This window comes from Paenibacillus sp. GQ49, from assembly GCF_059759055.1.
Genome location: NZ_JCAXEL010000006.1, coordinates 113311 through 139346, shown reverse-complemented (window position 1 = coordinate 139346; position 26036 = coordinate 113311). Strand labels below are relative to the sequence as shown.

At 46.8% G+C, this 26036-nt stretch carries 22 protein-coding genes; 6 read left to right on the top strand and 16 right to left on the bottom strand.

What is annotated here, in order from left to right:
* The first annotated feature begins 118 nt into the window (after positions 1–118).
* Complete coding sequence (locus AC6CIF_RS13475) at positions 119–754, top strand: type 1 glutamine amidotransferase family protein (RefSeq protein ID WP_498200136.1); 636 nt, start codon at positions 119–121, stop codon at positions 752–754.
* Here the strand turns inward: AC6CIF_RS13475 and AC6CIF_RS13470 are convergent.
* Positions 738–1664, bottom strand: coding sequence for an NADP-dependent oxidoreductase (locus AC6CIF_RS13470; RefSeq protein ID WP_498200007.1), 927 nt, complete (start codon positions 1662–1664; stop codon positions 738–740). The genes AC6CIF_RS13475 and AC6CIF_RS13470 overlap by 17 nt on opposite strands.
* 195 nt (positions 1665–1859) lie before the next feature.
* Between AC6CIF_RS13470 and AC6CIF_RS13465 the strand changes: the two genes are divergently transcribed.
* Positions 1860–2738: a PhzF family phenazine biosynthesis protein gene (locus tag AC6CIF_RS13465; RefSeq protein WP_498200006.1), complete on the top strand. Its 879-nt coding sequence runs from the start codon at positions 1860–1862 to the stop codon at positions 2736–2738.
* Between the two features lie 55 nt (positions 2739–2793).
* Here AC6CIF_RS13465 and AC6CIF_RS13460 read toward each other — a convergent pair whose 3' ends face one another.
* The 5 genes from AC6CIF_RS13460 to AC6CIF_RS13440 form a co-directional block, all read right to left on the bottom strand.
* Positions 2794–3741 (bottom strand): alpha/beta hydrolase, encoded by a 948-nt coding sequence (locus AC6CIF_RS13460; protein WP_498200005.1) that lies wholly within the window; start codon positions 3739–3741, stop codon positions 2794–2796.
* A gap of 108 nt (positions 3742–3849) precedes the next feature.
* Positions 3850–4566, bottom strand: coding sequence for an expansin ExlX (exlX, locus tag AC6CIF_RS13455; RefSeq protein WP_498200004.1), 717 nt, complete (start codon positions 4564–4566; stop codon positions 3850–3852).
* 518 nt (positions 4567–5084) lie between these two features.
* The gene (locus AC6CIF_RS13450; RefSeq protein WP_076216431.1) at positions 5085–6290 is read right to left on the bottom strand and encodes a cation:proton antiporter; all 1206 of its coding nucleotides are present in this window, start codon (positions 6288–6290) and stop codon (positions 5085–5087) included.
* Between the two features lie 3 nt (positions 6291–6293).
* The gene (locus AC6CIF_RS13445; protein WP_036617317.1) at positions 6294–6800 is read right to left on the bottom strand and encodes a cation:proton antiporter regulatory subunit; all 507 of its coding nucleotides are present in this window, start codon (positions 6798–6800) and stop codon (positions 6294–6296) included.
* A complete protein-coding gene (locus AC6CIF_RS13440; RefSeq protein ID WP_076216429.1) occupies positions 6790–7263 on the bottom strand; it encodes a GreA/GreB family elongation factor in 474 nt (157 codons plus the stop codon). Before AC6CIF_RS13440 ends, AC6CIF_RS13445 begins: the two co-directional genes overlap by 11 nt.
* A 388-nt stretch (positions 7264–7651) precedes the next feature.
* Here AC6CIF_RS13440 and gdhA point away from each other — a divergent pair, with 388 nt between their 5' ends.
* From gdhA to AC6CIF_RS13425, 3 genes are all read left to right on the top strand, one after another.
* The gene (gene gdhA, locus AC6CIF_RS13435; protein ID WP_498200003.1) at positions 7652–9037 is read left to right on the top strand and encodes an NADP-specific glutamate dehydrogenase; all 1386 of its coding nucleotides are present in this window, start codon (positions 7652–7654) and stop codon (positions 9035–9037) included.
* Between the two features lie 154 nt (positions 9038–9191).
* Entirely contained in the window at positions 9192–9764 is a 573-nt protein-coding gene (locus AC6CIF_RS13430; RefSeq protein ID WP_498200002.1) for a DUF421 domain-containing protein, read from the top strand.
* Between the two features lie 444 nt (positions 9765–10208).
* Positions 10209–11063, top strand: coding sequence for a pentapeptide repeat-containing protein (locus tag AC6CIF_RS13425; protein WP_498200001.1), 855 nt, complete (start codon positions 10209–10211; stop codon positions 11061–11063).
* Between the two features lie 160 nt (positions 11064–11223).
* On the opposite strand, the gene AC6CIF_RS13420 is transcribed toward AC6CIF_RS13425, so the two are convergent.
* The 6 genes from AC6CIF_RS13420 to AC6CIF_RS13395 form a co-directional block, all read right to left on the bottom strand.
* Positions 11224–12201, bottom strand: a complete 978-nt coding sequence (locus AC6CIF_RS13420) for a diaminopimelate dehydrogenase (protein WP_372238418.1) — start codon at positions 12199–12201, stop codon at positions 11224–11226.
* A gap of 213 nt (positions 12202–12414) precedes the next feature.
* Positions 12415–12993 (bottom strand): hypothetical protein, encoded by a 579-nt coding sequence (locus tag AC6CIF_RS13415; RefSeq protein WP_076216423.1) that lies wholly within the window; start codon positions 12991–12993, stop codon positions 12415–12417.
* Positions 12994–13025: 32 nt separating this feature from the next.
* Positions 13026–13172, bottom strand: a complete 147-nt coding sequence (locus AC6CIF_RS13410) for a hypothetical protein (RefSeq protein WP_017687030.1) — start codon at positions 13170–13172, stop codon at positions 13026–13028.
* A gap of 50 nt (positions 13173–13222) precedes the next feature.
* A complete protein-coding gene (locus AC6CIF_RS13405; protein WP_433745995.1) occupies positions 13223–14206 on the bottom strand; it encodes an alpha/beta fold hydrolase in 984 nt (327 codons plus the stop codon).
* Between the two features lie 233 nt (positions 14207–14439).
* Positions 14440–15195 (bottom strand): exodeoxyribonuclease III, encoded by a 756-nt coding sequence (locus tag AC6CIF_RS13400; RefSeq protein ID WP_498200000.1) that lies wholly within the window; start codon positions 15193–15195, stop codon positions 14440–14442.
* Between the two features lie 110 nt (positions 15196–15305).
* Entirely contained in the window at positions 15306–15863 is a 558-nt protein-coding gene (locus AC6CIF_RS13395) for a GNAT family N-acetyltransferase (protein ID WP_498199999.1), read from the bottom strand.
* A gap of 131 nt (positions 15864–15994) precedes the next feature.
* Here AC6CIF_RS13395 and solA point away from each other — a divergent pair, with 131 nt between their 5' ends.
* Complete coding sequence (solA, locus tag AC6CIF_RS13390) at positions 15995–17128, top strand: N-methyl-L-tryptophan oxidase (protein WP_498200135.1); 1134 nt, start codon at positions 15995–15997, stop codon at positions 17126–17128.
* A 130-nt stretch (positions 17129–17258) separates the two neighbouring features.
* On the opposite strand, the gene AC6CIF_RS13385 is transcribed toward solA, so the two are convergent.
* The 4 genes from AC6CIF_RS13385 to AC6CIF_RS13370 form a co-directional block, all read right to left on the bottom strand.
* On the bottom strand, positions 17259–19103 hold the full coding sequence (locus tag AC6CIF_RS13385) for an RICIN domain-containing protein (protein WP_498199998.1): 1845 nt from the start codon (positions 19101–19103) through the stop codon (positions 17259–17261).
* Between the two features lie 196 nt (positions 19104–19299).
* Positions 19300–20646: an AbfB domain-containing protein gene (locus AC6CIF_RS13380; protein WP_498199997.1), complete on the bottom strand. Its 1347-nt coding sequence runs from the start codon at positions 20644–20646 to the stop codon at positions 19300–19302.
* A gap of 494 nt (positions 20647–21140) precedes the next feature.
* Positions 21141–24176: a beta-galactosidase gene (locus AC6CIF_RS13375; RefSeq protein ID WP_498199996.1), complete on the bottom strand. Its 3036-nt coding sequence runs from the start codon at positions 24174–24176 to the stop codon at positions 21141–21143.
* A 338-nt stretch (positions 24177–24514) separates the two neighbouring features.
* A complete protein-coding gene (locus AC6CIF_RS13370; protein WP_498199995.1) occupies positions 24515–26011 on the bottom strand; it encodes a glycoside hydrolase family 30 protein in 1497 nt (498 codons plus the stop codon).
* Positions 26012–26036 lie beyond the last annotated feature (25 nt).

The window sequence follows — 26036 nt, the reverse complement described above, 5'->3', positions numbered from 1 at the left end:
TATCGGCATATCTGTTAATTTTCAAATTTAAAAACTTCACTGACCGTAGTTGTCAGTGAAGTTTATTTATAATACAAGAGTAATCCATTCAATCATGAAAACAAAAGGAGCATGTATGATGCAAACGAAGAACGTATATCTATATGTATTTGATACGATGTCAGATTGGGAGATAGGATATCTAACTGCTGAATTGAACTCGGGAAGGTATTTCAGGAAAGAAATTAAGCCTTTACAGGTCGTAACGGTCGGCATAGATAAACATCCGGTAACTACCATGGGCGGATTGAACATCCTTCCCCATATTTCTATTGATGAATGTACATTGAAAGGTGACGACGTCATCATTCTTCCGGGAGGAAACACCTGGATGGACACCATCCATGATCCCCTATTGAAAAAAGTTGCTGTCTCTATAGAAGAGGGTACAGTTATTGCGGCGATTTGCGGTGCGACAGTTGCACTTGCAAAAATAGGGATACTGGATTCCATAGAACATACAAGCAATGATTTAGAATACCTGAAGATGATATGCCCAGATTATACTGGAGAAACATATTATGTAACGGAGCCAGCAGTAACCGATGGAAATGTAGTTACTGCATCTGGAATAGCTCCGTTAGAATTTACGATGCATGTGTTGAAGCTGTTGAATGTCCTTACACCAGAAACATTACAGGCCTGGTTCAATCTGTATCAGACTCATGAGTCCAAATACTTCTACCAGTTAATGACTTCTATTGCACCTGAATAACCAGTTTCCCGCGGGTATGATGGGTTTCACTCTTCTCATGTGCTTCCCGTACTCCCTGTTGAGTTAGCGGGTACGTTCCATCAATAACCGATTTGAGTTTGCCTTCCGCAGCCAGTTCAGCCAGCTGATCCAGTTGATCCCCTTTGGGCTCCATCATGAAGACGTTGGCCGTTACTCCGGCTTCCTTGGCAAGCTTCTCATCCGGTTGTTCCACCAAGGATACCAGATGCCCGCCAGACTTTAACACCTTGAAGCTATTACGCTGAATATCACCGCCCATGGTGTCCAGTACAACATCATAACCGGAGAGAATCTCCGAGAAATCTTCTTTTTTATAATTGATAAAATGATCTACACCCAACGAACGAAGCAACGCTTCGTTTGATTCACTCGCCGTGGAAGCCACTTCAGCGCCGAGGGACTTGGCAATCTGAATGGCATACGTCCCCACACCACCTGCACCAGCATGAATAAGTACCTTCTGTCCTTTGCCTAAACGTCCATGATCCACAAGTGCCTGCCAGGCGGTCATCGCGGCCAGCGGGATCGCTGCTGCTTCCTCGAAACTCAGTTGCTCCGGTATACGGGCAATAATATCCGCATCAACAGCAACATATTCTGCATAGGTTCCGAATTGACGCGGACGCGCAAATACCCGATCACCTTTTCTGAACCGCGTGACATTTGAACCTGCTTCAGCCACAATACCCGCAACATCGCCGCCCAGAATCAACGGAAAATTCTCCGCTGCTTCTTTCATATCACCTTGTCTGATTTTGAAGTCTACCGGATTCACCGACGTGGCATGTGTTCGGATTAACACCTGATTCACTCCACATCTTGGCTTGGTTACTTCCTGTTCCTTCAATTGTTCCGCTCCACCAAATTCCTCAATCACAATTGCTTTCATTAGAGATCCCAGCCTTTCCATTGGATTATCGTTATGCTCTCCTCCATCATTACCCTTTCCCAGCAATCACTTGACCTATTCATTCAAAATTCACAACAATCTGAGATTCACAAGCCAATTCAACAATCGTGATATAATGTCGATTAGCGATGAAGTTAAATCTTAACCCAATAACTGAACAAGCGAGGTAACACGATGGAAGTAGAAGTAAGTACATTACATGCATTTTCTGATCAGGCTCATGGCGGAAACCCCGCAGGTGTTGTTTTACAAGCAGCGCATTTGTCTGAAACCCAGATGCAAGAGATTGCCAGACAAGTCGGTTTTTCAGAGACTGCGTTTGTCATGCCGTCGGATCAGGCTGATTTCAAAGTGCGTTATTTCACCCCAAGTGATGAAGTTGATCTATGTGGACATGCCACAATTGCTTTATTTTATCTAATGAAGACACAGCTGCTCGTTAATGTTGGTACATATACACTGGAGACACTGGCCGGAATTCTTAAAGTTGATATCGAAGTCAATGGAGAAGTCTATCTGTCTCAGACGTTGCCGGAGTTTGGGGAGATCGTGGATCGACAGCAGATTGCCGATTCGTTACGTATTTCTATGGAGGATTTGCATTCCGAACTACCTGTACAGATTGTGTCTACCGGGCTACCCGATATCATGATAGCCGTTAAAGATATTGATGTTCTAACCAAAATCGACCCTGACTTCCAGCGTATCACTGAAATATGCAAGGCTCATCATACCGTAGGTTATCATGTGTTTACACTCGAATCAGATGCTGAAGACGTTCTGGCAGAATGCCGTAATTTTGCACCGCTTTATGATATACCGGAAGAGAGCGCAACGGGCACATCCAATGGTGCAATGCTCTGTTATTTATCCCAATACAACCAGCTTACAGATCCTCATCTTCACACGTACACGATCAGACAAGGGTATACCATGAACCGCCCCTCTGAGATCCGAGCCAGATTAACTTTGGACAGCTCTAATGAAATCACACAAATTCAGGTTGGCGGTAATGCAATTCATATTAATAACATTCAAATTCACCTCCCTTAATGGGAGGTGTTTTACGTACTTAGGATATGCGAAGCAGTGTAGTAGCCTGTGGTCATCATTGAATTTGTTGTAAAAATCGTAGTACCGCTACCTCCAACTGGTTCAGTCCTGGCTGCTCTATAGGAAAATGGCCTGCACCCTCCAAGATCACACATTCCTTGTCCACCACCAGACGATCAAAAAAAGATTGGCTGAACCTGATTGGTGTCATGGGGTCCAGTTCAGGGTGAACCAACAGGACCGGACACTGGTTGAACTGTTCCGGGCTTACCTCCGGTTTTTTATTAAGGAATGTTCTTAATAATTCCAACGGAATACGTGTAGCTGCCGCTTGTGGATCATCCATAATAAGCCGGGTTAAGTCCTTATTATTAGTAATCAGTTGCATTCGGGATACCTGTTTGACCGAAATACGTACATGATCCAGTAGACCAGGGAACAGATCCATCATCCGTTTTCCCGCCCGGCTTACCAGACGATTCGGTGCAAGCTGATCACGCATTTCCGGGTTACTCGTATCTACAAAAGTAGTTGCGATCAAACCCTTAACACGCTTGCTGCGTGCACTGGTGTGATAGGCAAGCATACCTCCGATACTACTTCCCAATACAACGATTGGCTTGCCGTCTTTCTTGTATTCCCGTTCGATGAGTGACACAAGCAGCTCTATCCATAGTTCGTAGTTGATACGTGTACCAGACATTGCATAACTTAACCCATACGGCGGAAGATCTGGCGATACCACCTCGTATCCATGCCGCTGCAACATGCGAGCATACGGAGCGAGCAACCTGCCATTGCCTCCCGCCCCATGAATGAACAGGATTTTGATTGAAGACTCCGGCGCAGGTAAACGATCGATATGCAGATGGACCCCATTTGACTCCGACCATTCTTCCTCAGGAGCTGTATGCTCCCCTAGCCTGACTTCTTCCGGGAAAAAGGCCTGATACTGTTTCCAATAGGGATGTGTTGTCTGATAGGAAGGCAAACTTTTTTTCATACGGTACATTCTCCTCTTTTCCTATACCAAAAAAAGCCGTACAGTGTACGACTTTTCGTTAAAAACGTCTATGACCATACTTCTTTTTATAACAACTTCATAATTCTGTCAATCCGGAAACTGTACATTGCCCGGTACGATATATGCCCCGCCTGACCCATCATTAGGCAGAGCCGGGATCGTGTCATTTAATACCTGACCGCGAATATCGGTAATACGAACGTTTAGTTTTTCTTTGCCCAGTCCAGTTCCGAGGAAATGATTATAGTCTTGCTTTTCAAGATTGAGCCACGTACCATCCTTCTGTTTCACTTCGAACTTTAGCACCGGATATTTGTGATTACGAACCTGAATGGCTGCCCACCACTGACTGCTACCTTCCTTAATCCGATAGGAGACGTTGCCTTGAATTGGGGCTTTGACTACTTTCCAGCTGATATTGATTTTACCTGCCTTTGGGTCACCAATCAGGTTAAAGGCATTCGGTGAGAGATCCAGCGCTCCACTGGCGCCTTCTGGATAGAGATCTGTTACATAGACGGTTGTTTTGCCTTTAGGACCCTGCACCTCGAGATAGGCTCCCGCTAAAGCGGCTTTGACACCGTTATAATTGAGTTGGAACGGATTAAGTGCAGTAATCTTCATGTCCGCCGGGATGGGATCAAGCAACACCGCACCTCCCGAGTAACCTGAGCCTGTATACGTCGCGTAACCCTGATATGTATCGTTCCATGCAGCAGATGCAGGCAGAGCAAATAATACGAGACTGAGCAACATCCCTGTACCGGCCCATTTTAACCGTTGAAATCTACTTTTCATGTTCATGAGCTATTCCTCCTCGTCATTCTACCTTCTGTTACATTGAAACATAAGTTGAACTAAAGAATATTTACACTTGCCACTCCGATGACAGAATAACCTTCCGATCACAGTTTATCCCCAGATTTTTTGATTCAATTTTACAAAGGTGAAAATCTGTTGATAAAGGCGAATGCTCCGCTTCTTCAGGTTTCTTCTGTCCTCTACGTTCTCGTGTAAATGGTTGGTTCAACTGCTAGATTTGAATATAACATTATTTTACATAATAACTTCTTATTTTCAATCCCTCTCTACCAAATCACAACTATAGTCCTGCCCGTGGACTTGAACATTCACGACCACGCACAAGATATGGATACATACCATAATTTGGTGAAATAGGTATACTAACAAGGCTGTATTGGATGGGTTCCCAGTAATAAAAAAACGCCACACCCCGGAGTAATTTCTCTCTCCAAATGGTGTGACGCCTATTAAGTATTACGGTGAAAATTCCCTGGCTGCCCAGGGAGAGCCGCACCGGCTCAACCCGTTTCCCTTCGTTTCATCCGCTTCCTTAGTCGCTCATACGATGCGTAAATCCGCGGAGATTCTTTTGTCAGGATAGGCCCCAGCACAGCCAGAATTAACACATACAACACGGCAAACGATTGGATGGATGCCATCAGCCCTCCGGCCTTGCCGATGTTTGCCATGATAATGGAGAATTCGCCCCGGGAGACCAGGGTAAAGCCCACATTCAACGAGGCCTTAGGGCTCATTCCAGCCAATCTGCCAGCAATCATACCTGCACCATAGTTACTGGCAATCGTCAGAATAACGGCAATAATCGTCATCCCAACAGCTCCGCCAAGTGAAGCCGGCTCGATGGTCAGGCCAAAACTGAAGAAGAAAATTGCACCAAAAAAATCTTTGAAAGGCATGATCTGATGTTCAATCCGACTCACATGTCTTGATTCGCCCAGCACAAGTCCCATCATCAACGCTCCAATAGCTTCCGCTACATGTAGTGTCTCCGAGAAACCAGCCACCAGGAAGAGCAGTGTCATGACGGTAAGCAGGAACAACTCTGATGACTTGATATTCAGTGCCTTATCAATATATTTGATGCTTTTCCTGCCAATAATCAGGAACAGCACAATAAACAGCAGGGCAGACAGCGATACCAGTAGAACACTTAAGAATGAAGTTGCCCCGCTGAGCACAAGCCCAGTCAGGATGGAGATATGAATCGCGATGAACAAGTCATCGAACATGATCATGCCCATGATAATCTCTGTTTCAGGGTTTGCCGTGCGTTTCAGATCAACCAGCACTTTAGCTACAATGGCTGTAGAAGAGCTGGTCATGATCCCGCAGACAACAAGTGTCTCCTGAAGGGGCAGATCCATGAACCACCCCAACAACAATCCAGAGACAAAATTCAGACCAACATAGAACATGCCCCCGGTCAGAATGGCTTTACCAGACTTTAATAAACGGGAGACCGAGAACTCCAAACCCAGATAAAATAACAAAAACAAAATGCCAAGCCTGCCCATAAATTCAATAAAGGTCGAACTTTCGATAAAACGTAAATCCACTATGCCGATCTGTGGTGCATGTGGTCCAACAGCCATACCAATCAGGATATAGAACGGAATGACCGAAAATCGTAATCGTGAAGATATCAGCCCAGTAAGTGTAATCAGCGCAACGGCAATTCCCACTTCGAATATGAGCATATCCATAGGCTAAGTCCGTCCATCAGTCAACAATTGTTTGAGATGTTTGATCTGATTCCGTTCACCGGCAACTACAATTGTAGCTCCAGCGGTAAAAGCATAATCCGGGCCTGGATTAAAATGCTTCTCCTTATCCTTGGTCACAACAGCGAGAATAACGGCGCCCGTAGCCTGACGGATATCCAGTTCACCAATCGTCATGCCAACGCTTGCGGCGTGAGGTTCAATTCGCAGCCATTCGATTAACAGCCCTTCAAGCATCACTTCACGCTCATCCTGAAACTTCGGTTTATAGGTCATACCACCAACGATGGCGGCTACTGCCCGGGCTTCATCATCGTCCAGGGTGACAAGTGATACCATATCGCCCACCTCTTCAGGCGTATCCCCTGACTCCATATGGAACAGGTCACGTCGCTCGTCGTTATGAATCACAATGACCAAGTGCTCACCACTACGGGTATGCAGCCAGTATTTACGCCCAATCCCTGGCAAGTCTGTCTCTTTAAAGTGCATGATCTGCACCCCCTAGGGCCGGCTCGTTCAAGGTTTCGCTCCTCAGCTCAATCCCCGTGATGCGGATTCTCATGGAACCTGATGGTGTATGAACAGACCTAACTTCCCCTACACTGCCAAGCAGTAATTGACTCCCTACTGGAGAGAGGAAGGAAATACGCCCCTCATCAGGATCGGTATCTTCTGGCATAACAATCATGAACGAATCTGACGTATGAAAATCGAGATATTCAAAATCAATATGACTGCCGATCAATACAGCCGAGTCCAGATCTTCATCCGGGCCCAGGAGCAGTTTTTCCACATACTCCGTATATGCCGACAGTTGTTTTTCCAACTGTATCCGCTCTGGATCGCGCACGTCGAAATAGGCGTCGAGAAATGTTCTTTTCTCTTCACCGAATGTAAATAGCTGGCTCACCAGCTTCTCTCTGCAATTATGGCGGGAAGTCCTATGGTTCATAGTAAATTTCACCCCCTATACAAGCCTTGTTCTCCATGTTGATTGGCATGTTTCTCTTCATCATCTTGTTTTCCTCCTTTATATTATAAAAAGACCCCGGGATACGAGACCTTCTTACCATCTTACCAAAACTAATATTTTAATCCAGTATATTCGTCTAACTTGCTTTTTTATTATCATTTGTGGTCATATATTCCATTTAATAACTTAATTCTTCACATCATATGGTAGATCCATAGAACATTTTAATTACTGCATAAAAAACATTTTATGAATTTTCATCTCGTATTTTTATTTGCTTTCCTGTATATTTAACTACAAACTTTTATTCAATTTATGCAAATAAGCCTCTACAGACTTTAACACAATAAAGGAGTGCATCGAAAAAGTGTCCACGATAACAAAAGAAACTACAGAGTCCGTTCAAGTTACTGCCGCAGATTATGTTCATTCCGTTTACGAGTCGGTTGTCGCCAGAAATCCGTACGAAGACGAGTTCCATCAGGCTGTCAAAGAAATTCTGGATTCCCTTATTCCTGTTATTGAAGCACACCCCAAGTACAGGAACCATAGTCTGCTGGAACAGCTTGTTGAACCCGAACGTGTAATCACATTCCGTGTCCCATGGGTAGATGATCAGGGCAAAGTTCAGGTTAACCGTGGATTCCGGGTGCAATTCAACAGTGCCATTGGCCCTTACAAAGGTGGACTTCGCTTCCATCCTTCTGTATACTCGGGCATCATCAAGTTCCTTGGCTTCGAACAGATCTTCAAAAATGCTTTGACCGGTCTGCCCATTGGCGGTGGTAAAGGCGGTTCTGACTTCGATCCCAAAGGAAAATCGGATCTGGAAGTTATGCGTTTCACGCAAAGCTTCATGACAGAGCTGTACAAATATATCGGTTCCGATACCGATGTACCGGCAGGTGACATTGGTGTAGGCGCACGGGAAATTGGTTACATGTTCGGCCAATACAAACGTATCCATGGCGGGCATGAAGCAGGCGTGTTGACAGGAAAAGGTCTGCTGTACGGAGGAAGCTTGGCACGTAAGGAAGCAACTGGCTTCGGCTGTGTGTACTTCGTGAAGGAGATGCTGCAATCCAAGGGGCTCAGCTTCCAAGACAGCACAGTCGTTGTCTCTGGCTCTGGTAATGTGTCCATCTATGCCATTCAGAAGGCCCAGGAGCTTGGAGCTACAGTCGTGGCGTGTAGTGACTCAGGTGGCTACATACACGATCCACAAGGCATCAATCTGGATACCGTGAAACGTCTGAAAGAGGTTGATCGTCTTCGCATCAGCGAATACATCAAAGAACATCCGCATGCTACATATACCGAAGGCTGTGAAGGCATCTGGTCTATCCCTTGTGATATTGCTCTTCCATGTGCGACGCAAAATGAGATCGATGAAGAAGCTGCGGCCCTTCTGATCAAAGGTGGCGTGAAGGCCATTGGCGAAGGCGCAAATATGCCTTCCACTCTGGCTGCCATTGACGTCTTCCACGGCGCAGGCGTGCTGTTCGGTCCAGCCAAAGCGGCTAATGCCGGCGGTGTAGCCGTGTCTGCTCTTGAAATGTCACAGAACAGCATGCGGTTGTCCTGGTCATTTGAAGAAGTAGACGCCAAGTTGCATGACATCATGAAGAACATCTACACCAGCTGTGTAGAAGCTGCTGAAGAGTATGGCTGTGAAGGCAACCTCGTAGCCGGAGCGAATATCGCCGGTTTCCTCAAGGTAGCTGATTCCATGATTGCTCAAGGTGTAGTCTGATACTAATAGGAATGATATAGAATAACTTTAATCAGCAAGCGTCTCTCAGTAATCAACAGAGAAACGCTTGCTGATTTGTTGTATAAACATTTCATCTCCAGAACAAGCTACCTTTAACGAAAAAAGATAATATTTGAATTAAAGGAGAATCACCATGGACTGGATATGGAAATCCATTTTGTTAGTACTCGTAGGTATGATTCTTCTACGAATTGCAGGGCGCAAATCAATCTCACAAATGAATGTCGCTACTACAGTCATCATGATCTCAATCGGCACAACCATTGTGCAACCTGTTGCAAATCATGAACTAGGAAAGGCAATTGGATCAGCCACCGTTTTTATTGCAACACTGCTCTTGGTAGAGAGACTAAAGATTAAATTTAATCTGTTCGAACAGTTATTGAGCGGAAGCTCCAAAATCGTGGTAGAGAATGGTGAGATCAGCATTACAAATTTAAAAAAAATGCGGTACACCGTAGATCAGTTAGAAACCCAGTTACGATTAAATGGAATATCCAACCTGAGCGATCTGGAGATAGCAACATTGGAACCGAATGGCCAACTTGCTTATGCACTAAAGCCGCACGCTCGTCCCGTCACCATGGGTGATTTGGAAAAACTGTTGGGAGGCACTCCCAATCTAACAAATACCAATTCGAATGATATCTTTCAGGAAGTAAGTACGGGCAGTCATAAGTATCCTATCGATCCCGAGCTAGAATAACCCTGTGCGGATATACTGATCTGCTGACCTACCATGCATGATAATTCATCTGTATTCCCTCTTGATAGGGTAACCACATGAGATGAAACAAACCGCTCTCCCCGATGCTGGAAGGCGGTTTGTTTCCTCTATATGTTCACTAGGGCATGATCAATCGCATATCTTCCATCCTGTCTATAGCCACACAACAACTCGTTATCAATACTGCAATCCATACACGAATTCCCTTCTTCCTTGTATGCATTTGTTGTCCTCCACATGAGGAGTAGCTCATATCCTTTCTCCCTTGAGTAACTCAATTGTAAAGGCAACTCACTCGGCTTCTTCCCTACCTTCGATGGATAGAACGAGAAAACTGATTAGAATTGCTCTAATCGCAAGGCAATGGTAAAGTGGTACTGACGTAATTCCATCTATTTGTACTATTATAAGGAAGTGTTTACATTGTCTAACCAACCATTTGCCAGCACTGCGAGTCCTCATCTTAGCGCAGACTGTGAGCAATGTTTTGGCCTGTGCTGTGTTGCCTTGCCCTATGGCAAGTCATCTGACTTTGCTTTTGATAAAGCCAGCGGCACACCCTGTCCCAATCTGCGCACGGACAATCGCTGCGGTATCCATACCCAGCTTCGGCAGAAAGGGTTCAAAGGTTGCACGGTATATGACTGTTTCGGAGCTGGACAGAAGCTGTCCCAAGTGACCTACGCGGGCAAAGATTGGCGTGATCATCCAGAGTCTGCAAACGAGATGTTCGATTGTCTGCCTGCCTTGCGACAACTTCACGAGTTGCTCAGTTATATGAAGGAAATGATGATGAGACCGGAGACGTCATCCCTTCACTCGGCATTTGGTGAGTTATATGAGGAGATTGAGCGCTTGAGCAATCTGGAGCCTGCGGCACTCCTCCGTCTGGACATCGCCAATTATCGGTCCAGTGTGAATCAACTCTTGGTCGAGGCAAGTGAGAAGGTACGTGCGAATGTGCCACCCACCGCTCATGGACAAGGGAAGTCGAAGAAGAGTAAAAAACGTACCGGAAGTGACTTTTTTGGTGCTAATTTAAAAGGGGCTGACCTGCGGGGCGCAAGCTTCCGAGGGGCTTTAATGATCGCAGCTGATCTCCGAAATGCAGATACACGAAATGCGGATTGGATTGGCGCAGACTTGCGGGATACAGATCTGGGCGATGCAGACCTGAGAGGTGGCATCTTCCTGACGCAATCCCAGATTAATGCAGCCAAAGGTAATGTGAATACCAAGTTGCCGGATCATCTTAACATTCCCTCACACTGGGTGTAGGGTGCCATTTCCGCAAGAGCACGGGCAGGGATACAAGCAGGATAGTACCTGCCAATTCATATGAATGTATGAATCGTGTACAGCAACAGCCAAAAAAAACAGCTCGTCCTGTACATCCAAGGACGAGCTGTTTCTATAAAATTACTGGAACGAATCAGAATTATAACAAGTCGCGGCGAAGATCTTCAGCCGATTTCGGAGACAAGTGACCGAGCGGAATATCAAATACCGTTTTCGCTCCCTTATGTCCTTCCACGCTCAAGCGTTGTGCGGCTCTTGCATACGCTACAAGTACGCTTGCTGTAAATTCAGGATTGCTGTCGAGTTTCAGACCAAATTCAATAATTTGCTTTTGACCCGCACCCGTAACCCCACTGCGAATTACAAATCCACCATGCGGCATACCTTCATGCTCGGATTTCAATTCTTCTTCGCTAATGAACGTTACAGTTGTATCGTAATCTGCAAAGTAGTTAGGCATCGACACAATCGTCTCACGGATCTCATCCTGATTAGCACCATCTTCTGCTACCACATAACATTGACGCAGATGTTTCTCACGTGTAGACAACTCTGGTGTCTCCCCTGCACGAATGCGGTTGATCACCTCTTCAACAGGTACAGTATACTGTACACCCGCCTTAACGCCTGGAACACGACGAATAGCATCCGAGTGGCCTTGGCTCACACCTTTGCCCCAGAACGTGTACTCTTTTCCTTCTGGCAGGATGGACTGTGCAAGCAGACGGTTCATGGAGAACAAGCCTGGGTCCCAACCTGTGGAAATGACACTTACGTGACCGCCTTGCTCTGCCGCAGCATTAACTTCCTTGTAGAATTCAGGAATCTTCGCATGTGTATCGAAGCTATCTACCGTATTGAACAATTTGGCGATGGCTGGTGTCTGCTCTGGAAGGTCGGTTGCAGAACCACCACAGAGGATCATAACATCAATCTTGCCTATGTATTGCTCCGCTGCAGAGATATGCTCAAAACGTACTTCTGTGCTTTCAGCGACCATCTGCTCCGGATTACGACGTGTAAACACAGCAATCAGTTCCAGATCCTCGTTCTGGGAAATGGCTTTCTCTACACCTTTACCCAAGTTACCGTAACCAACAATACCCACTCTAATCATGTTCAATCCTCTCCTGTCTTCTTCTATAGTTGTCTATTACTCTGTTTATAATGATATAACATACCATGTAACCTGTCAGGTTTCCAGTTCGAAATAAAAATACCTTGCAGCGGTGCAGCAATAATGCGGCTCCGTATGCAAGGTATTATGGCGTTCATTCGTTATTTTAGGAAGGCAGAAAGCAGGAAAGAAAAATAGCCCCTTATCTTCTGCTTATGATTCTGTCCAGGTCAACGTCAGTTCAATGACGCCTTCCTGTCCCGCCAATGTTCCTCCAATCAAGGACCAGACATCCTGCGTTTCCGGATCGGTTCCCTGAATGATAATATTTTTGTCATCGATCGTCTGACCTGCATCCGTTAACTTTTTGGCGTTGAAGTAATCTTTATACAGCTGGGATACGGTTTTCATATCTTGTTCAGTGGAGAAAATCACCATGGCCGATTGCTTGCCTTCATTCTCACCAGAATTGGCTAAACGAATCGTTGCATCTTCCGGCAATGGGAAATCACTTGGCAAGTTCTCCGGCAACTCATTGGTTCCAGCAGCGGCTTCCTCACCACGATCTGAATCCGAGTCGGCTGGCGCAGTCGTACCCTCCGTCTCGATCACTTCACTTGTTGTTGCTTCGCTTGCACCTTCATTAGTCGCTTGTTCATTAGTTCCGGAGGAAACTTCGGTGTCCACCTTCTCCGTATCACTAGGTTCGTCTGCCGCGCTGCTGCAAGCACTCAAGGCCACCATCATCGCCAGTGCCGCACAGGCCAATACATATTTCCTTCTCTTCACCATCCGTTACCACTCCTTCATCTTCATTTTATGTGCTAATCTCGTTCAAACGGCTGGATCACAGGCACGGCATGAACGTTATTCTTAACCCATATCACAGATACAGATAATACACTTAAAGACAATAGACAACTGGCTACGAGAATGGACAAGAAGCGGGTGATTACTTTAAACTTTTTCATCCATCCCTCCTCCTCATCCTGTTCATCATGTGTTTGTGGGGTCATGTTACTCATAGGTCACTGGACGGTGTCACTAATTTCATGATCTCGGCAGCGACAATATCCGGTTGACTGTTGTGGATGTAATGCTCGGCGTGAGGGACAATCTGCTGGGTTCCTTGTCTAGACCATGAAGCAAATTTCACTTGATCTGCCTGCCATGCCCGACTCCCCTCACTGGGTTGATCTGATCCGGCTGTCAGGATCGTCAGAGGAAAAGGAAACTCCTTTTTGTTCTCCAGCACACGTAATGCGTTGATCTTGGAATGACGAATCTCATCCATCACATTGTCATTGTATGCATGCTTCAGGGTAGCAATGGTGGCAGCCTTTTTCATCGGCGCAGAAACCAACTCCGGGTCAATGACCAGTGTTGCCATCATCTGATCCGAATGTAGCAATGTACGCGCAATGCCTGTTTTAACCAGGAATCGGACTGAAGTAAAATACCATTCGGGCGTATCCATTTCCACCGTACTGTAATACTCCGGGCTTCCGCCATCGATCATGACCATGCCAGCCACCTCATCAGGATACCTTTGCGCAAACCGCAGTGTCTCCAGCGCACCCAGAGAGTGACCGACCATGATGTAAGGTGGACGTTGACCGGATGTTCGCAGCAATTGGTGAATCTCTTCCGAGATGGTATCAACATCACGAGGTTCATCTGTATAGTCGCTGTATCCATACCCGAACCGATCATATACCGCAATTTTCACCTGTGATTTCAACTTGTCATATAGCGGACTGAAATCCACATATGGATTGGGTGTCCCCCAGCCTGAGGCAAACACCACGGTTACCTCTCCTTTGCCAGCGGTGTAGAGGTGCATGTTGCGACCACTCACTTCATAATACTTGCCTGGCGGGGGATAGGACTTCATATCCTGCGTGGATTGATACGCTTCATACGCTGTACCTGCCAGCAGCAAAAGTCCTGTGGCAAGCATGATGCCTCCCAGCACTTTTAACCCTCTCCGTAACCCCTTCTTCATCTTCTCTACCCCTTACCCCAAAGGTTCATCTATATATGTATGCTTCAATCGTACCCAAGAAATAGCGGGATTGAAACAATCCCGAGTCCAGTTCTTTCCCCAACCAAAGTCCAGTGCCCCTCCCCTACCTGTAACGCAAAAAAAACTGCAAATCTCCCATTCAGGAAACTTGCAGTTGATCTATACTTGTATTCTAAAACTCTTACCTCAATCTATCTCACGATGATCCTTACCTATAGTTGTAACGTAAGACCCACCGGGCAATGATCACTGCCCATCACGTGGCAGTCGATATGCGCATCTGCCACCTTAGGTGCCAATTGATTGGATACGAGAAAATAATCAATGCGCCAGCCGACGTTCCGTTCTCTAACCTTCGGCATATAAGACCACCAGCTGTATACATCCGTACGATCCGGATACAGATGGCGGAAGCTGTCTACATACCCGGAAGCAAGCAAATCAGTCATCTTGCCACGCTCTTCAAGGGTAAATCCCGAGTTGCCCAGATTGGGCTTCGGATTCTTCAGGTCAATCTCCTGATGAGCCACATTCAAGTCACCACAGACAATAACCGGCTTAGTCTGCTCCAATTGCAGAATGTACCCCCGGAATCGATCCTCCCATTCCAGACGGTAAGGCAGTCGGGTCAGATCCCGCTTCGCGTTAGGGGTATAGACGTTCACCAGATAAAACTCATCATACTCCAGTGTAATCATACGTCCTTCCGGCTCGCTGTCCTCCTCCATCCCGTAACGAACGGATAAAGGCTTGATTCGGCTAAATACAGCCGTACCGGAATATCCTTTTTTGATCGCATAATTCCAATATTGATAAACATCTTCCCCCAGGTCCATCTCAATCTGTCCAGCTTGTAATTTGGTCTCCTGAAGGCAGAAAATATCCGCCTTACTCTCCTGATAATAATCCATGAATCCTTTGGTCACACATGCCCTTAAGCCATTCACATTCCAGGACACCAGCTTCATATCCTCATCTCCTCACATCTCTCCAATATAGCACGGGCCCATTCTGGGGGACAAGCCTTACGGATTTGAGATGAGATGGAGTCATTGGAATCCTTATGGTGCTAGCTTGACTATAGTTCGCTTCGTAACTTAGAGAACACCGCAAGGTCAATATATCTGCCTTTCTCAAACTCATGTTGTCGCAGTACACCCTCCTGTTGAAAATCAAGCTTGTGTAACAGGCGAATTGACGCCTCGTTCTCCGGTTCAACCTTCGCTTCGATCTTGTTGAGCTGCATATTCGTGAATCCAAAATGCAGCACAGTACGGGCCACTTCAGTCATAACACCGCGGCCCCAGAAAGAGGAACGCAAGTCGTATCCGATCTCTGCACGGTTATGTACATCTTCATAGTTCAGGAACCCACAGGTTCCGATCACTTTACGAGTTTCACGGTCTTCAATCATCCAGCGTAAACCCGTGTGTACCTTGAAAATCTTCGTATACCAGTTCATCTCACCCTGTGCATCCTCCACGGATTCAAAGGGAGTGAATGGCATATATTGAACTACAGCTTCATCGGAATATAACGCGAGCAGATCATGGCTGTCTCCAGCCTCAGCTGACCGGAGGATGAATCGTTCTGTCTGAATTAATGGAAATAGATCAAACCTAAATTGCTCACTCATGCGAGGTCTCCTTTGCAACATTCATTGTAGAAGTCCATTTTACTACACTTGCCTTCATCAAGCTTTTACTATTAATATGTTCTATTAAGGCATTACTGTAGAAAAGGATACATAGGAGAGGACGTGCTATTATCACACAATCATATGACGTTATTATCGTTGGAGCCGGCTCCATGGGTATGAGTGCGGGTTATTATCTATCGCGCAGTGGATGCAAAACTTTATTAATTGATGCCTTTGATCCTCCGCACACGGAAGGAAGTCATCACGGGGATACCAGACTGATGCGCCATGTGTACAGTGGTGGGCCAGACTATATTGCCATGGCATTACTTGCACAGAAGTTATGGCACGAGCTGGAGGAAACGACCGGAGACCAACTGTTTGTTCCTTCCGGTGTAATAAATGTGGTTGATCCAGAGATTCATTCCTTCCACAACCGATTGAGCCATGCAGATGATGCAGGTATTCGGTATGAAACGTTGCACGCAGCCGAGGTGATGAAACGCTGGCCAGGTATTACAATACCTGAACATTACGAGGGCATGTATGAGCCTGATGCGGGTTATCTGTATAGTGAACCCTGTATTCGTGCCTTCCGCAAAGCAGCCGAGACTCACGGTGCCACCTTGTTAACGCACACGCTTGTGGAGCATATCGAATACGGACCCCATTCCGTTGCAGTTCAGACTTCAGGTGGTGAGACATACCATGCAAATCAAATCATCCTGAGCGCTGGCGCCTGGTTTCAGACATTAAAACCTTTTGTGGATCTCCCAATTCAGGCAGTGCGTAAAACGGTTGGATGGTTTGATGCACCAGAAGCCTTGTATGGCGAGGCACACTTCCCCGGTTTTACACTGGCAGGAAAAGAAGGTACATATTATGGATTTCCAAGCATTGGCGGATCAGGTCTGAAGATGGGTCGTCATGATACGGGCCAAATGTGGACACCAGGAAGTACAATGGCTCCTTTTGGTACGGAAGAAACGGACGAGGGGGATCTGCGCAGGCTGCTCGAACTTCATATGCCTCAGGCAGCTGGGGAATTGAAACGTGGTAGTGTGTGCAAGTATGAATTTACTTCGGATGAAGATTTTATTATCGACCGACACCCTGCCCATGAACGTGTGTGGCTGGCAGGCGGTTTCTCCGGTCACGGCTTCAAGTTTGCAAGTGCCATTGGGCAGATTCTATCCGACTTGGTGCAAACGGGGTACACGGATCAGGATATTAGCAGGTTCGCCCTATCCCGTTTTCGTTAAGTACCAGCTGGGTGGATAAATATATGTATATCTAAAATAGCTACTTTCCTTGAGGGTGCAGTGTTGTTTAAAGCACTGCACCTCCAAGAAAAAAGGACACATAATAACGTTTAATTCATGCGTACTCACACTAATTAACTTTGACTAGGCTCCATTGCTGATTGGCCCCGCCATTGTCGGCCCACTGAATAGTGGAGGCACCTGCGGTCAGAGAACCTTGATTGATGTCAACCGTCAGGCCACTGTTTCGATTCGCAAGTACCACATATCCTCCCACATCAATTGGCAGCCATTGTTGATTGTTGCCCCCGTTATCCTGCCACTGAATCAGAGCGGCTCCGCCTTGTGTGGAACCCGAATTCACATCCAGCAAAAGCCCACTGCCTACATTGTGAATGTTGTAATATCCGTTACCTGCCGACTCCAGCTTCCACTGCTGGTTGGCTGCTCCATTATCATTCCACTGAATGATCGTTGCCCCACCCGTAGAAGAAGCACCGTTAACATCAAGTGCAAGTCCACTATTGCGGTTGATTAATTTGTAGATTGCCCCGGATTCATATCCTGTACCACCATTGTAAGTTGCACCGGAAATGACGTAAGTTGTGACCGAGTTAGCCTTGGCCGTAGCGGTAAAGGTTTTATTTTGCACCGAAATATTGGTCAGTTGCTGCAACTTCTCTGTTGAAGAGGTCCGATATACTTGAGCAGACGTACCTGTGTTAGTAAAACGACTGAGATCATAGGTTACCGTTGTATCCGTCGATTCCGAATTGGTTGTAACCAGCACTACTTTGCCGGAAGCTGCATCATAGGCTGCAAGGGTATTGGCATCACTCATGCCGATAATCTTGTATCCGGGACGAATAAATTTGCTGTAGTTGCCCATGACATAATATTTTTGGTTCACGGTGTAACTGGTCGTTTGTGTATTGTTCAACACGTTCTTGAAGAATCCCCATCCTTCTGCACTATCCACGGCTTGCCAATACACCCATCCACTTGCGCCCATATTGCGAATATCCTTGAGGATGGTACGTGACATCGTAAGTCCGCTTGCATCCCCATCTCCATATTCCGAGGTCCACAGATGTTTGCCCGCAGACGTTGCTGTGTTGCGCAAAGCAGTACGATTGCTTCCGCCATACGTATGAGTGTTGATCTGAGTGATCGCTGATTTAACGGCATTGCTATAGCTATTGAACGACACATTAGTATCATCGATACTGTATTCTTCCGGTGCGCTCAGCTTTGTGGACAGGCCCTTTGCATTCAACGAAGCTTGTACCTGACTCAGAATTGTGTTCTGATCCGCCCGGTCAAAATGCATGCCCTCCTGGTCATTGCCCTGCTTCCACCACGTCGAGATCGGTTCATTCAGCGGAGTTACGCTATCAAATGTGATCCCCCAGTTATCCCGAAAATGCTTCACAACCTCGGTTAAGTAATCAGCAAAATCATCGTAGTAATCGGGCTTGAGGTTGTTCCCACCATTGGCCGAACCGGACACATTACCACTGATGGTCATCCAGTAAGGTGCGGAATTCGCAAAAGCTTCGATGATATTCACGCCTTGAGCTTTGGCAGCTTGCAGCATATATCGTTGGTTTGCATCTGCATTCCAGTCATACACGCCGGGAGAAGGCTGGTAACCAGGAACGGCTTTGCGATATTCAAGGATATTGGATGATGGATTATCCCCGCCTCCAATGTTGTACCGCAGGATATTCAGACCCAGTCCGGTATTTGCGTTGAACATTTTCTCCACATACTCATCCCGATTGGAATATTCTCCAACCACTTTGCCCCACCACGCGAGGGATGTCCCCCATCCTTCCATCGTCTGATATTGCTTCGATGGATCGGCAACAGCCGTGTAGGCTCCCGCAGCAGATACCTCTGTCCCCACACCCAAACTGCCTGTTAGCAGACTTCCTGCCAGCAGCAGCGAGCTCATTCGTTTTAACCACTTCATCCGCTTCACTCCTTATCATTTTACACTTGCACTCCGATGTCAGAACAACTTTCCGATCGCTGTTATCCCCAGATTTTTAATTATTCTTAAAAAGGGGAAAATCCGGGGATAAACGCGCACGCTTCGCTTCTTCAAGTTATTTCTGACCTCTCCGTTATGTGTAAATGTATAGTTTAACTTAGAAAATAAACACCTATTATTGTGCAACCTCTCTGAAGGTCGCGTCTGACTTATCGAGTGCGGTAACGACAGCTTCCAGTTTCAGCACATTATTATAATGTCTCAGGTACAGGTTCGGGTTACTAAACGAGGTATACGATGTCCAACTAGCGTTAGCAAGTCCATTTACACGTTTGAATGTGGCGTCATTTCGGAACGTAGCGCTGCCGTCATTTTTCACGAGTGTAATGTTGCCATTATTATTGCGCAGGAAATAACCCGGATAATTCATGGACTCAAACGAAATGCCTGTTGCATTTGACAGACCTGGAACGATACGGAATTGTGCATCCTCCGCCGGACTGACATTGGCATCAATCCGCGCCTGATAGTTGTAGTGACGAATGTAGCTGCCAGGCACATTGAAGGACTCCAGCTTGCGGATATCACCCGGTTGTCCGGACTCTTTCAATACGGTCATATGCCGGACCAGTCCGGTAAGACCTGCAATCTCTTGCTTGGCACCCCAAGTCTGGAAGTTGTCAGCAGAGTCGCTGTAATAATATTTTTGTGTCGCATAGCCGTCAAAGTAGATTCGCCATGAACCATTATCCAGCTGAACAAGCGCCGGGCCTTCCACCCAAGATCCCCAACCTGCCCAATCCCCTGTGCCTTTGAAGGTATAAGGGCCCGTTAGCGAGGTGGATGTCGCATATTCAATGTATTTGGTGGTCTCGTTTTTGGTAAAAGCATGATAGGTTGAGCCTGTCTTCACGATAAACGTATCGATATAATTGGGAGCAATGCCCGCCAGTTCAGTAGGGGCAGACCATGAGGTAGATGTTAGATTGCTACCTGAAGCTGTGAGTACATAAGGTTTGAAATTCTCATAGTTACCTGGTGAGAGGGACACGATAATGTTCAGACTGCCGTTGCTGTCTTTGAACCATTCTGGTGCCCAAGTGTGTGCAATTGTGGTAGGTGTGGATAAAGTAATATTACGGACAAATGTCCAGTTTACCTTATCCGGGCTGGAGGCGATGCCGATGGTGTTACCCGACCAGTTCGTGGTATAGACGACGTAATATAGACCATCTGTGTGCTTCATGATGCTGGGATCGCGAATCAGATTGGCCGGAGGTGTATAGGCTGGCCCTTTCAGCAAACTATAGTGGGTCGCATTATACGATTCATAGATATACATATTGGACTCACTTGTGTTCGTAAAGGCGGATATCGTATAAACACTTGTCGCTGCTCTGGCTGTATTGGGGAATAACATCGTTAATAGAAGCAATGTTCCGAGCAGCAGAATCATTCCGGCCTTGAAACCGCTGGACTTTTCTACTCCTATTCCTATCCCCTCTTCCGTCTTCGTCAACATTGGGTCATCTCCTTATCCATGATTAAATGGAATAATTAATTAGACTTAACATACCCTATGGCAGAATACACGTTATCTTGGAGTCAACCTCTATAGACACACCTTACGACTACCTGTTCAAATTCCAATTACATGAAGCATCACTCCCTTCACAGATCATGGATGAACACTCTTTATATATGTAAACGTTTACAAATAATCGTGCCACAAATGTTCCCTCTGCTTATTGCACAAACCTGATTACCACAGTTCCCCATCCCCTTAGCCGAACTCACTCCCAAGACCGAATCCCAAGATTCACAAACCCAGGTCAATCTGGCTAAGAAAATGAGGGGGTAAAACTGCGGTAAAAATAAACTTTTGCGTTATGTGTTGCTATTTTCTAGTCCTGGTCCATTACAATAAATGGCTGCTTCAAACTCGAACGATCTCGTTCCAGTCATCGCTCCCTTGCATCTCTAAATCAATAAGACAGCTAAAGATCAATACATGAGCTACTTCACCACAACCCATGGATAACGGGATGGCCCATCTAAAAGAAAACGTACACGTTCTGGTGTTTTACCTTCTTCATCGAACAAAAGTAATTCATTCTCTTCCTGTAGCCAGGCTACAGGGATCTTGTAATCCTCTTGCGGACCAATCTGCCAGTAACGACCCAGATGATGTCCGTTCAAGTGGATGGTTCCTTTGCTCATCCCAGTCAGGCGAAGCATCAAGTTCACCTTATGATGCTCGGAAAGGGTAGGCTTGGTGAAACGCCAGCGGTACCAAACGGGCTGACCGTACGAGTCTTGTGCTCGGAGGGTACCAGATGTAGAGTGAGCCTTCTCGCTCACCATAACACTTGAGATCCCATCGTCCGAGGTAACGGTCACCAGATTGGCAGTACAATTGCCACCTGAGGCGATACCAGGCTGTCCTGCACGCTGGATTGATCCCTGTCCAGGATGGAGCGCTTCCTGTTCTACCTCGTATCTCTCCCATTGTTGGGGAAGCAATGCATCCGTCCCTGCCATACGCCAATCCTTCAGTTCGCCCTGACTTGGATACGTGATCAGTTCCAGTCGATTCAGCGAAGAGCGGCTATACGGCATTTCCAGTGTATTCGTCTCTCCGGCCTTGATATACAAGGATATGTCTAACGTCTGGAAGGCAAACCAATCCTGATATCCCTCCATCGGAACTTCGATGCCATTGATACAAAGACCTTTGCTCAAGGCACCCACAAGAATCGCCCGATCCATGCCATCCAGCGTAAAGCTTCTGCTCAGCAGTGGAGATTCTTGGAGAGAGTTCACCTCATCGAGATGAACACTTCCACTCTCCGTACGCCAATCCCGACGAATATCCTGAACCTTGCCATCCAGATACACAGCACCAGCCAGACCTTTGCTCTCACCTAAATACGGGGAGAAGTTCAATCTGCCCATATGCTGTACCAGAATCTGAAGTGTATTCTTCCCTTTGGCCACCTGCAACTGCACACCTGCTGCCCCTACCTGACGAACCAGTGCCTGCTGAACACCATTAACGATGATTCTGGCAGTATCCTGGATATCCGGCAAAATGAGGTTAGTGACCCCTTCGGTTGGACTCTCGAAATCACATTCGTACAATAGATAACCAAAATCTTGTCCGTATCGGGAAAAGTCTTCCGGTTGTCCACTCGCCGAGCGTTGCTTCGCAGTTAATGCAATACGTGACAGCTCAGGAGAATCAGACAACGTCGGCGCACTCGGTAATGTCCATGGAAGCTGCTGCTGCATACCTGCAATAGACTTCTCGCTGGCATAGAACTCGTGACCTGTTAACGTCCGTTCTCCATCGGTCCAGTCACCAAGCAGCGTAATTGTGCGATCTGGGTCAGTGATCATGCCCTTGACCTGACCAGATGGCAATACATCTACGTCATCGAAGCCGATCGCATAACGAAGTCCTTTCTGGTCTGTTGCTTCCAATCGCCATGTTCGATTCATCATCTCTTGATCCAGAATGACGAAACGGATTGGTGTACCGTTTGCTTCCAATCGAATCATTCCAGACTCTTGGAAATGGAACAGATCGAAGCGGTATACGTTCCTTGCTGAATCATGCTCAACTAGCACTTGCATCGTACTGCCCGTGACGTTTAGTGCCCCGGCTTCCAGTTCAACAACAGACCGCTGTCCCGCAGCGGCCACGATGAACAGGGTCAATTCTCCGTTTATCATTTCATTGCCCGTAATCATCGTACCCACAGTCAGGTATACGTGTTCAGCAATCTGTACTCGATCCAGCAACGGAACAATCTGTCCCGGATTCACCGATACCGGAAGAGTTCGCCCTTCTTCCAACGTAATGTGCACTGTCTCGCGTTCATCCTTGTGACTCTCCAGGAACCAAATCTGCTGGTTGTTAGCCTGTCTGCCTCGTACAGATATGCCTTCAGGATGACGTACAACGATCTGTTCTTCTGGAATTTCCTCTGTTTCCATCAGAAGGGCCCCGAAAGCATGGACGAAATAGGACAAATTCTTGGTTACTGCATATTTCGGTGTCACCCGTCCATATTCGTTCAGCGGTGCATCATAGTCATAGGACGTAATCATGAAGATGTCACTGCTACCCATCGTTCTGCCGCCATATCCACCAAAGTTCGTGCCACCATAGAACATGTAGTGACTGATTCCGGTATACCCGGCACGCAGGATCTCCATGATGCGTCTCTCCAGTAAAGGCGCTGTCTTCTGAATGGCCGCAGGTCCTCCCCAATTCTCGAACCATCCGGTCCAGAATTCCGTGACCATCTTTGGGGTGTTCGGCTGTTTGGCTCGAAGTTTCTCATAATGCCCGTCAGCACCTGACCAGAAATTAGCCCCTTCAATTGTGCCTTCCGCCCCGCCAACGCAAGTGATCAGCGTAGCGTCAATGCCACGTTGCAACAATCCATCCCTCAGCGTATTCATATGGTCACTTGCAGCAGCGTCATCCATCAAATACCCGTACTCATTCTCCACCTGCACGAGAATGACCGTACCCCCGGCAGACAGCTGGCGTTTCCGAATGATCGGCACAAGTCGGTCAAAATACAAATTCACATAGTGCAAATACGTCTCATTATTTTCCCGGAATTTCACGCCGTCCTTTGTACCAAGCCAGTATGGAAAACCGCCAAAATCCCATTCTGCACAGATAAACGGACCCGGACGCGCGATGACCCACATGCCCAGTTCTGCGCATAAATCCAGAAATGCTCCGCAATCGTTGTCCCCTTCAAAGGACCACTGTCCTTCTTCCGGTTCATGCACATTCCACGCAAAGTAGGTGTCGATGCAATTCATGCCTGCCAGCTTCGCCTTCATCAGAACCTCACGCCATTCTTCCTTCGGCATACGGAAATAATGGATCGTGGCACTGTTCAGAAATATACGCTCTCCGTTTAGGAAAAAGCTGCGTGCATCGTATGTTAATTCAGATTGAACACCATTCTCAGCCCTGGCGATGTTCTTCTCCTGTTCCTGCAGCAAAAGGGATGCTTTCTCTGTCAAAGTTATCCCCTCCTTCTCTTTATTTAGGTTCATATGTCCTGTTGTTCATTTAAAATATAAGTTCAACTAATGAATATTTACACTGGCACTTCGATGACAGAATAACCTTCCAATCGCTGTTATCCCCAGATTTTTTTGATTCCCTTTTCTCAAAGGGAAAATCCGGGGATAGCGTATGCTTCCGATGTAGCTTTCTTGCAGAAAGCTTGTAGGCGCACGCTCCGCTTCTTCAAGTTATTTCTGTCCTCTTCGTTTCTGTGTAAATGATTAGTTCAAAATGATATTGTTCATATTTACACCAGCACTCAGATGACCGAACAACCTTCCGAGTGCTGCTATCAGTTCCCCTGCAACGTCACACCTTCCAGTACAACGGTTGTAATGGAGTTGTCGGCCGTGGGCACTTCAAGTCCGTTGGCATACACCGGAATGTCTTCAAGCTGTTCCAAGTTCCGATCCCGTGAAGTCTGATACACCTGAGCGGTGGATGATTTTCCGTACGCATACCCTTCCAGTTCAAACGCTGTTGTACCCGCTGACAATTCGTTACGAATCACCAGCACCAGTCTCTGACGTTCTGCGTCATAGGCAGCCAGCGTGCGTCCACCATCCGTTGGAATAATCGTCGCGCCGGGACGAATGAACTTTGTAAACTGAGCCATACCATAATACTGTTTGGTCATCTCGTACTGCTCTTCTCCGTTGAAATTGGCATGAATGAAGCCCCAATTATTATTGGCCCCTTCATCTTCAACGGCCTGCCAGTATACCCAGGCGGATGGCTGCATGATTTTCAGATCAAACATGATTCGCTCTGCCAACTCTTGCACCGAGGTCATATCCTCATGACTGTGCGGCTCGCTGCCGCCTGTTCCGTACTCGGACATCCACAGCTTCTTACCCTGGCGTTCTGCCAATGTGCGCAGCTCTTCCATTTTGCTACCATTATAGGAGTGGGTATTGATCTGCTGGATTACGTCCAGCGTGTCCTGATCATAGAGGTTGAAATTAAACACCGTCTCATCAATGCTGTTATCGTCTGCGGCACTAATGACGGTTCCGTCCAGTCCTTTGCTCTTCAACGATGCAGCAACTTTCTTGATAATCTCGGCCTGTTTCTCATTCGTAAAATGACTGCCTTCCTGCATATTGCCCTTCTTCCACCAGTCGGAGGAAGGTTCATTGAGCGGATTCAGTGTGCGGAAGGTGATCCCCCAATCGTCCCGATAATGCTTCACAACTTCGGTCAGATAATCGGCAAATGCATCATACTGATCGTCACGCAGATTATTGCTGCCATCCACAGCTCCGGTAACGGATCCACTGATCGTCATCCAGTAAGGTGGTGAATTGGAGAATGCTTCGGCAATGTTCACGCCGCGCTCCATCGAGCCTTGTAATACAGCCCGCTGACCTGCATCAGCATCCCAGTCCCACTCTCCAGGTTCAGGCTGGAAGCCAGGTACATCCCCGCCGGGACGGAGGGCTTTCATCTCTGGATTTTCCTCACCGCCGATATTATAACGAACGATGTTCAGCCCTAATCCTTTCTCCGGATCAAAGACCAGATCCATCACTTCACTAACCTTCGCCTGATCCTTCCATCCGCCAAGATCGTTGGCCCACCAGGCAAGTGACGTGCCCCAACCTTCAAAATGATCATAGGACTGATCCAGCTTCAAACGTACCGGTTCCTCTTGGAATACAAGTGTTTTGGATGATTCATTGGCAAAATGATTGATAACAATTCCTCCTCCTGCCAGCAGGGCAATCAGGGCTACCCCCATGAGGATATAACTCCGTTTGCTCCTGCTGCGTTGTTCTTTATGCGCCATGGGCTAAACAATCCTTTCTCCATGT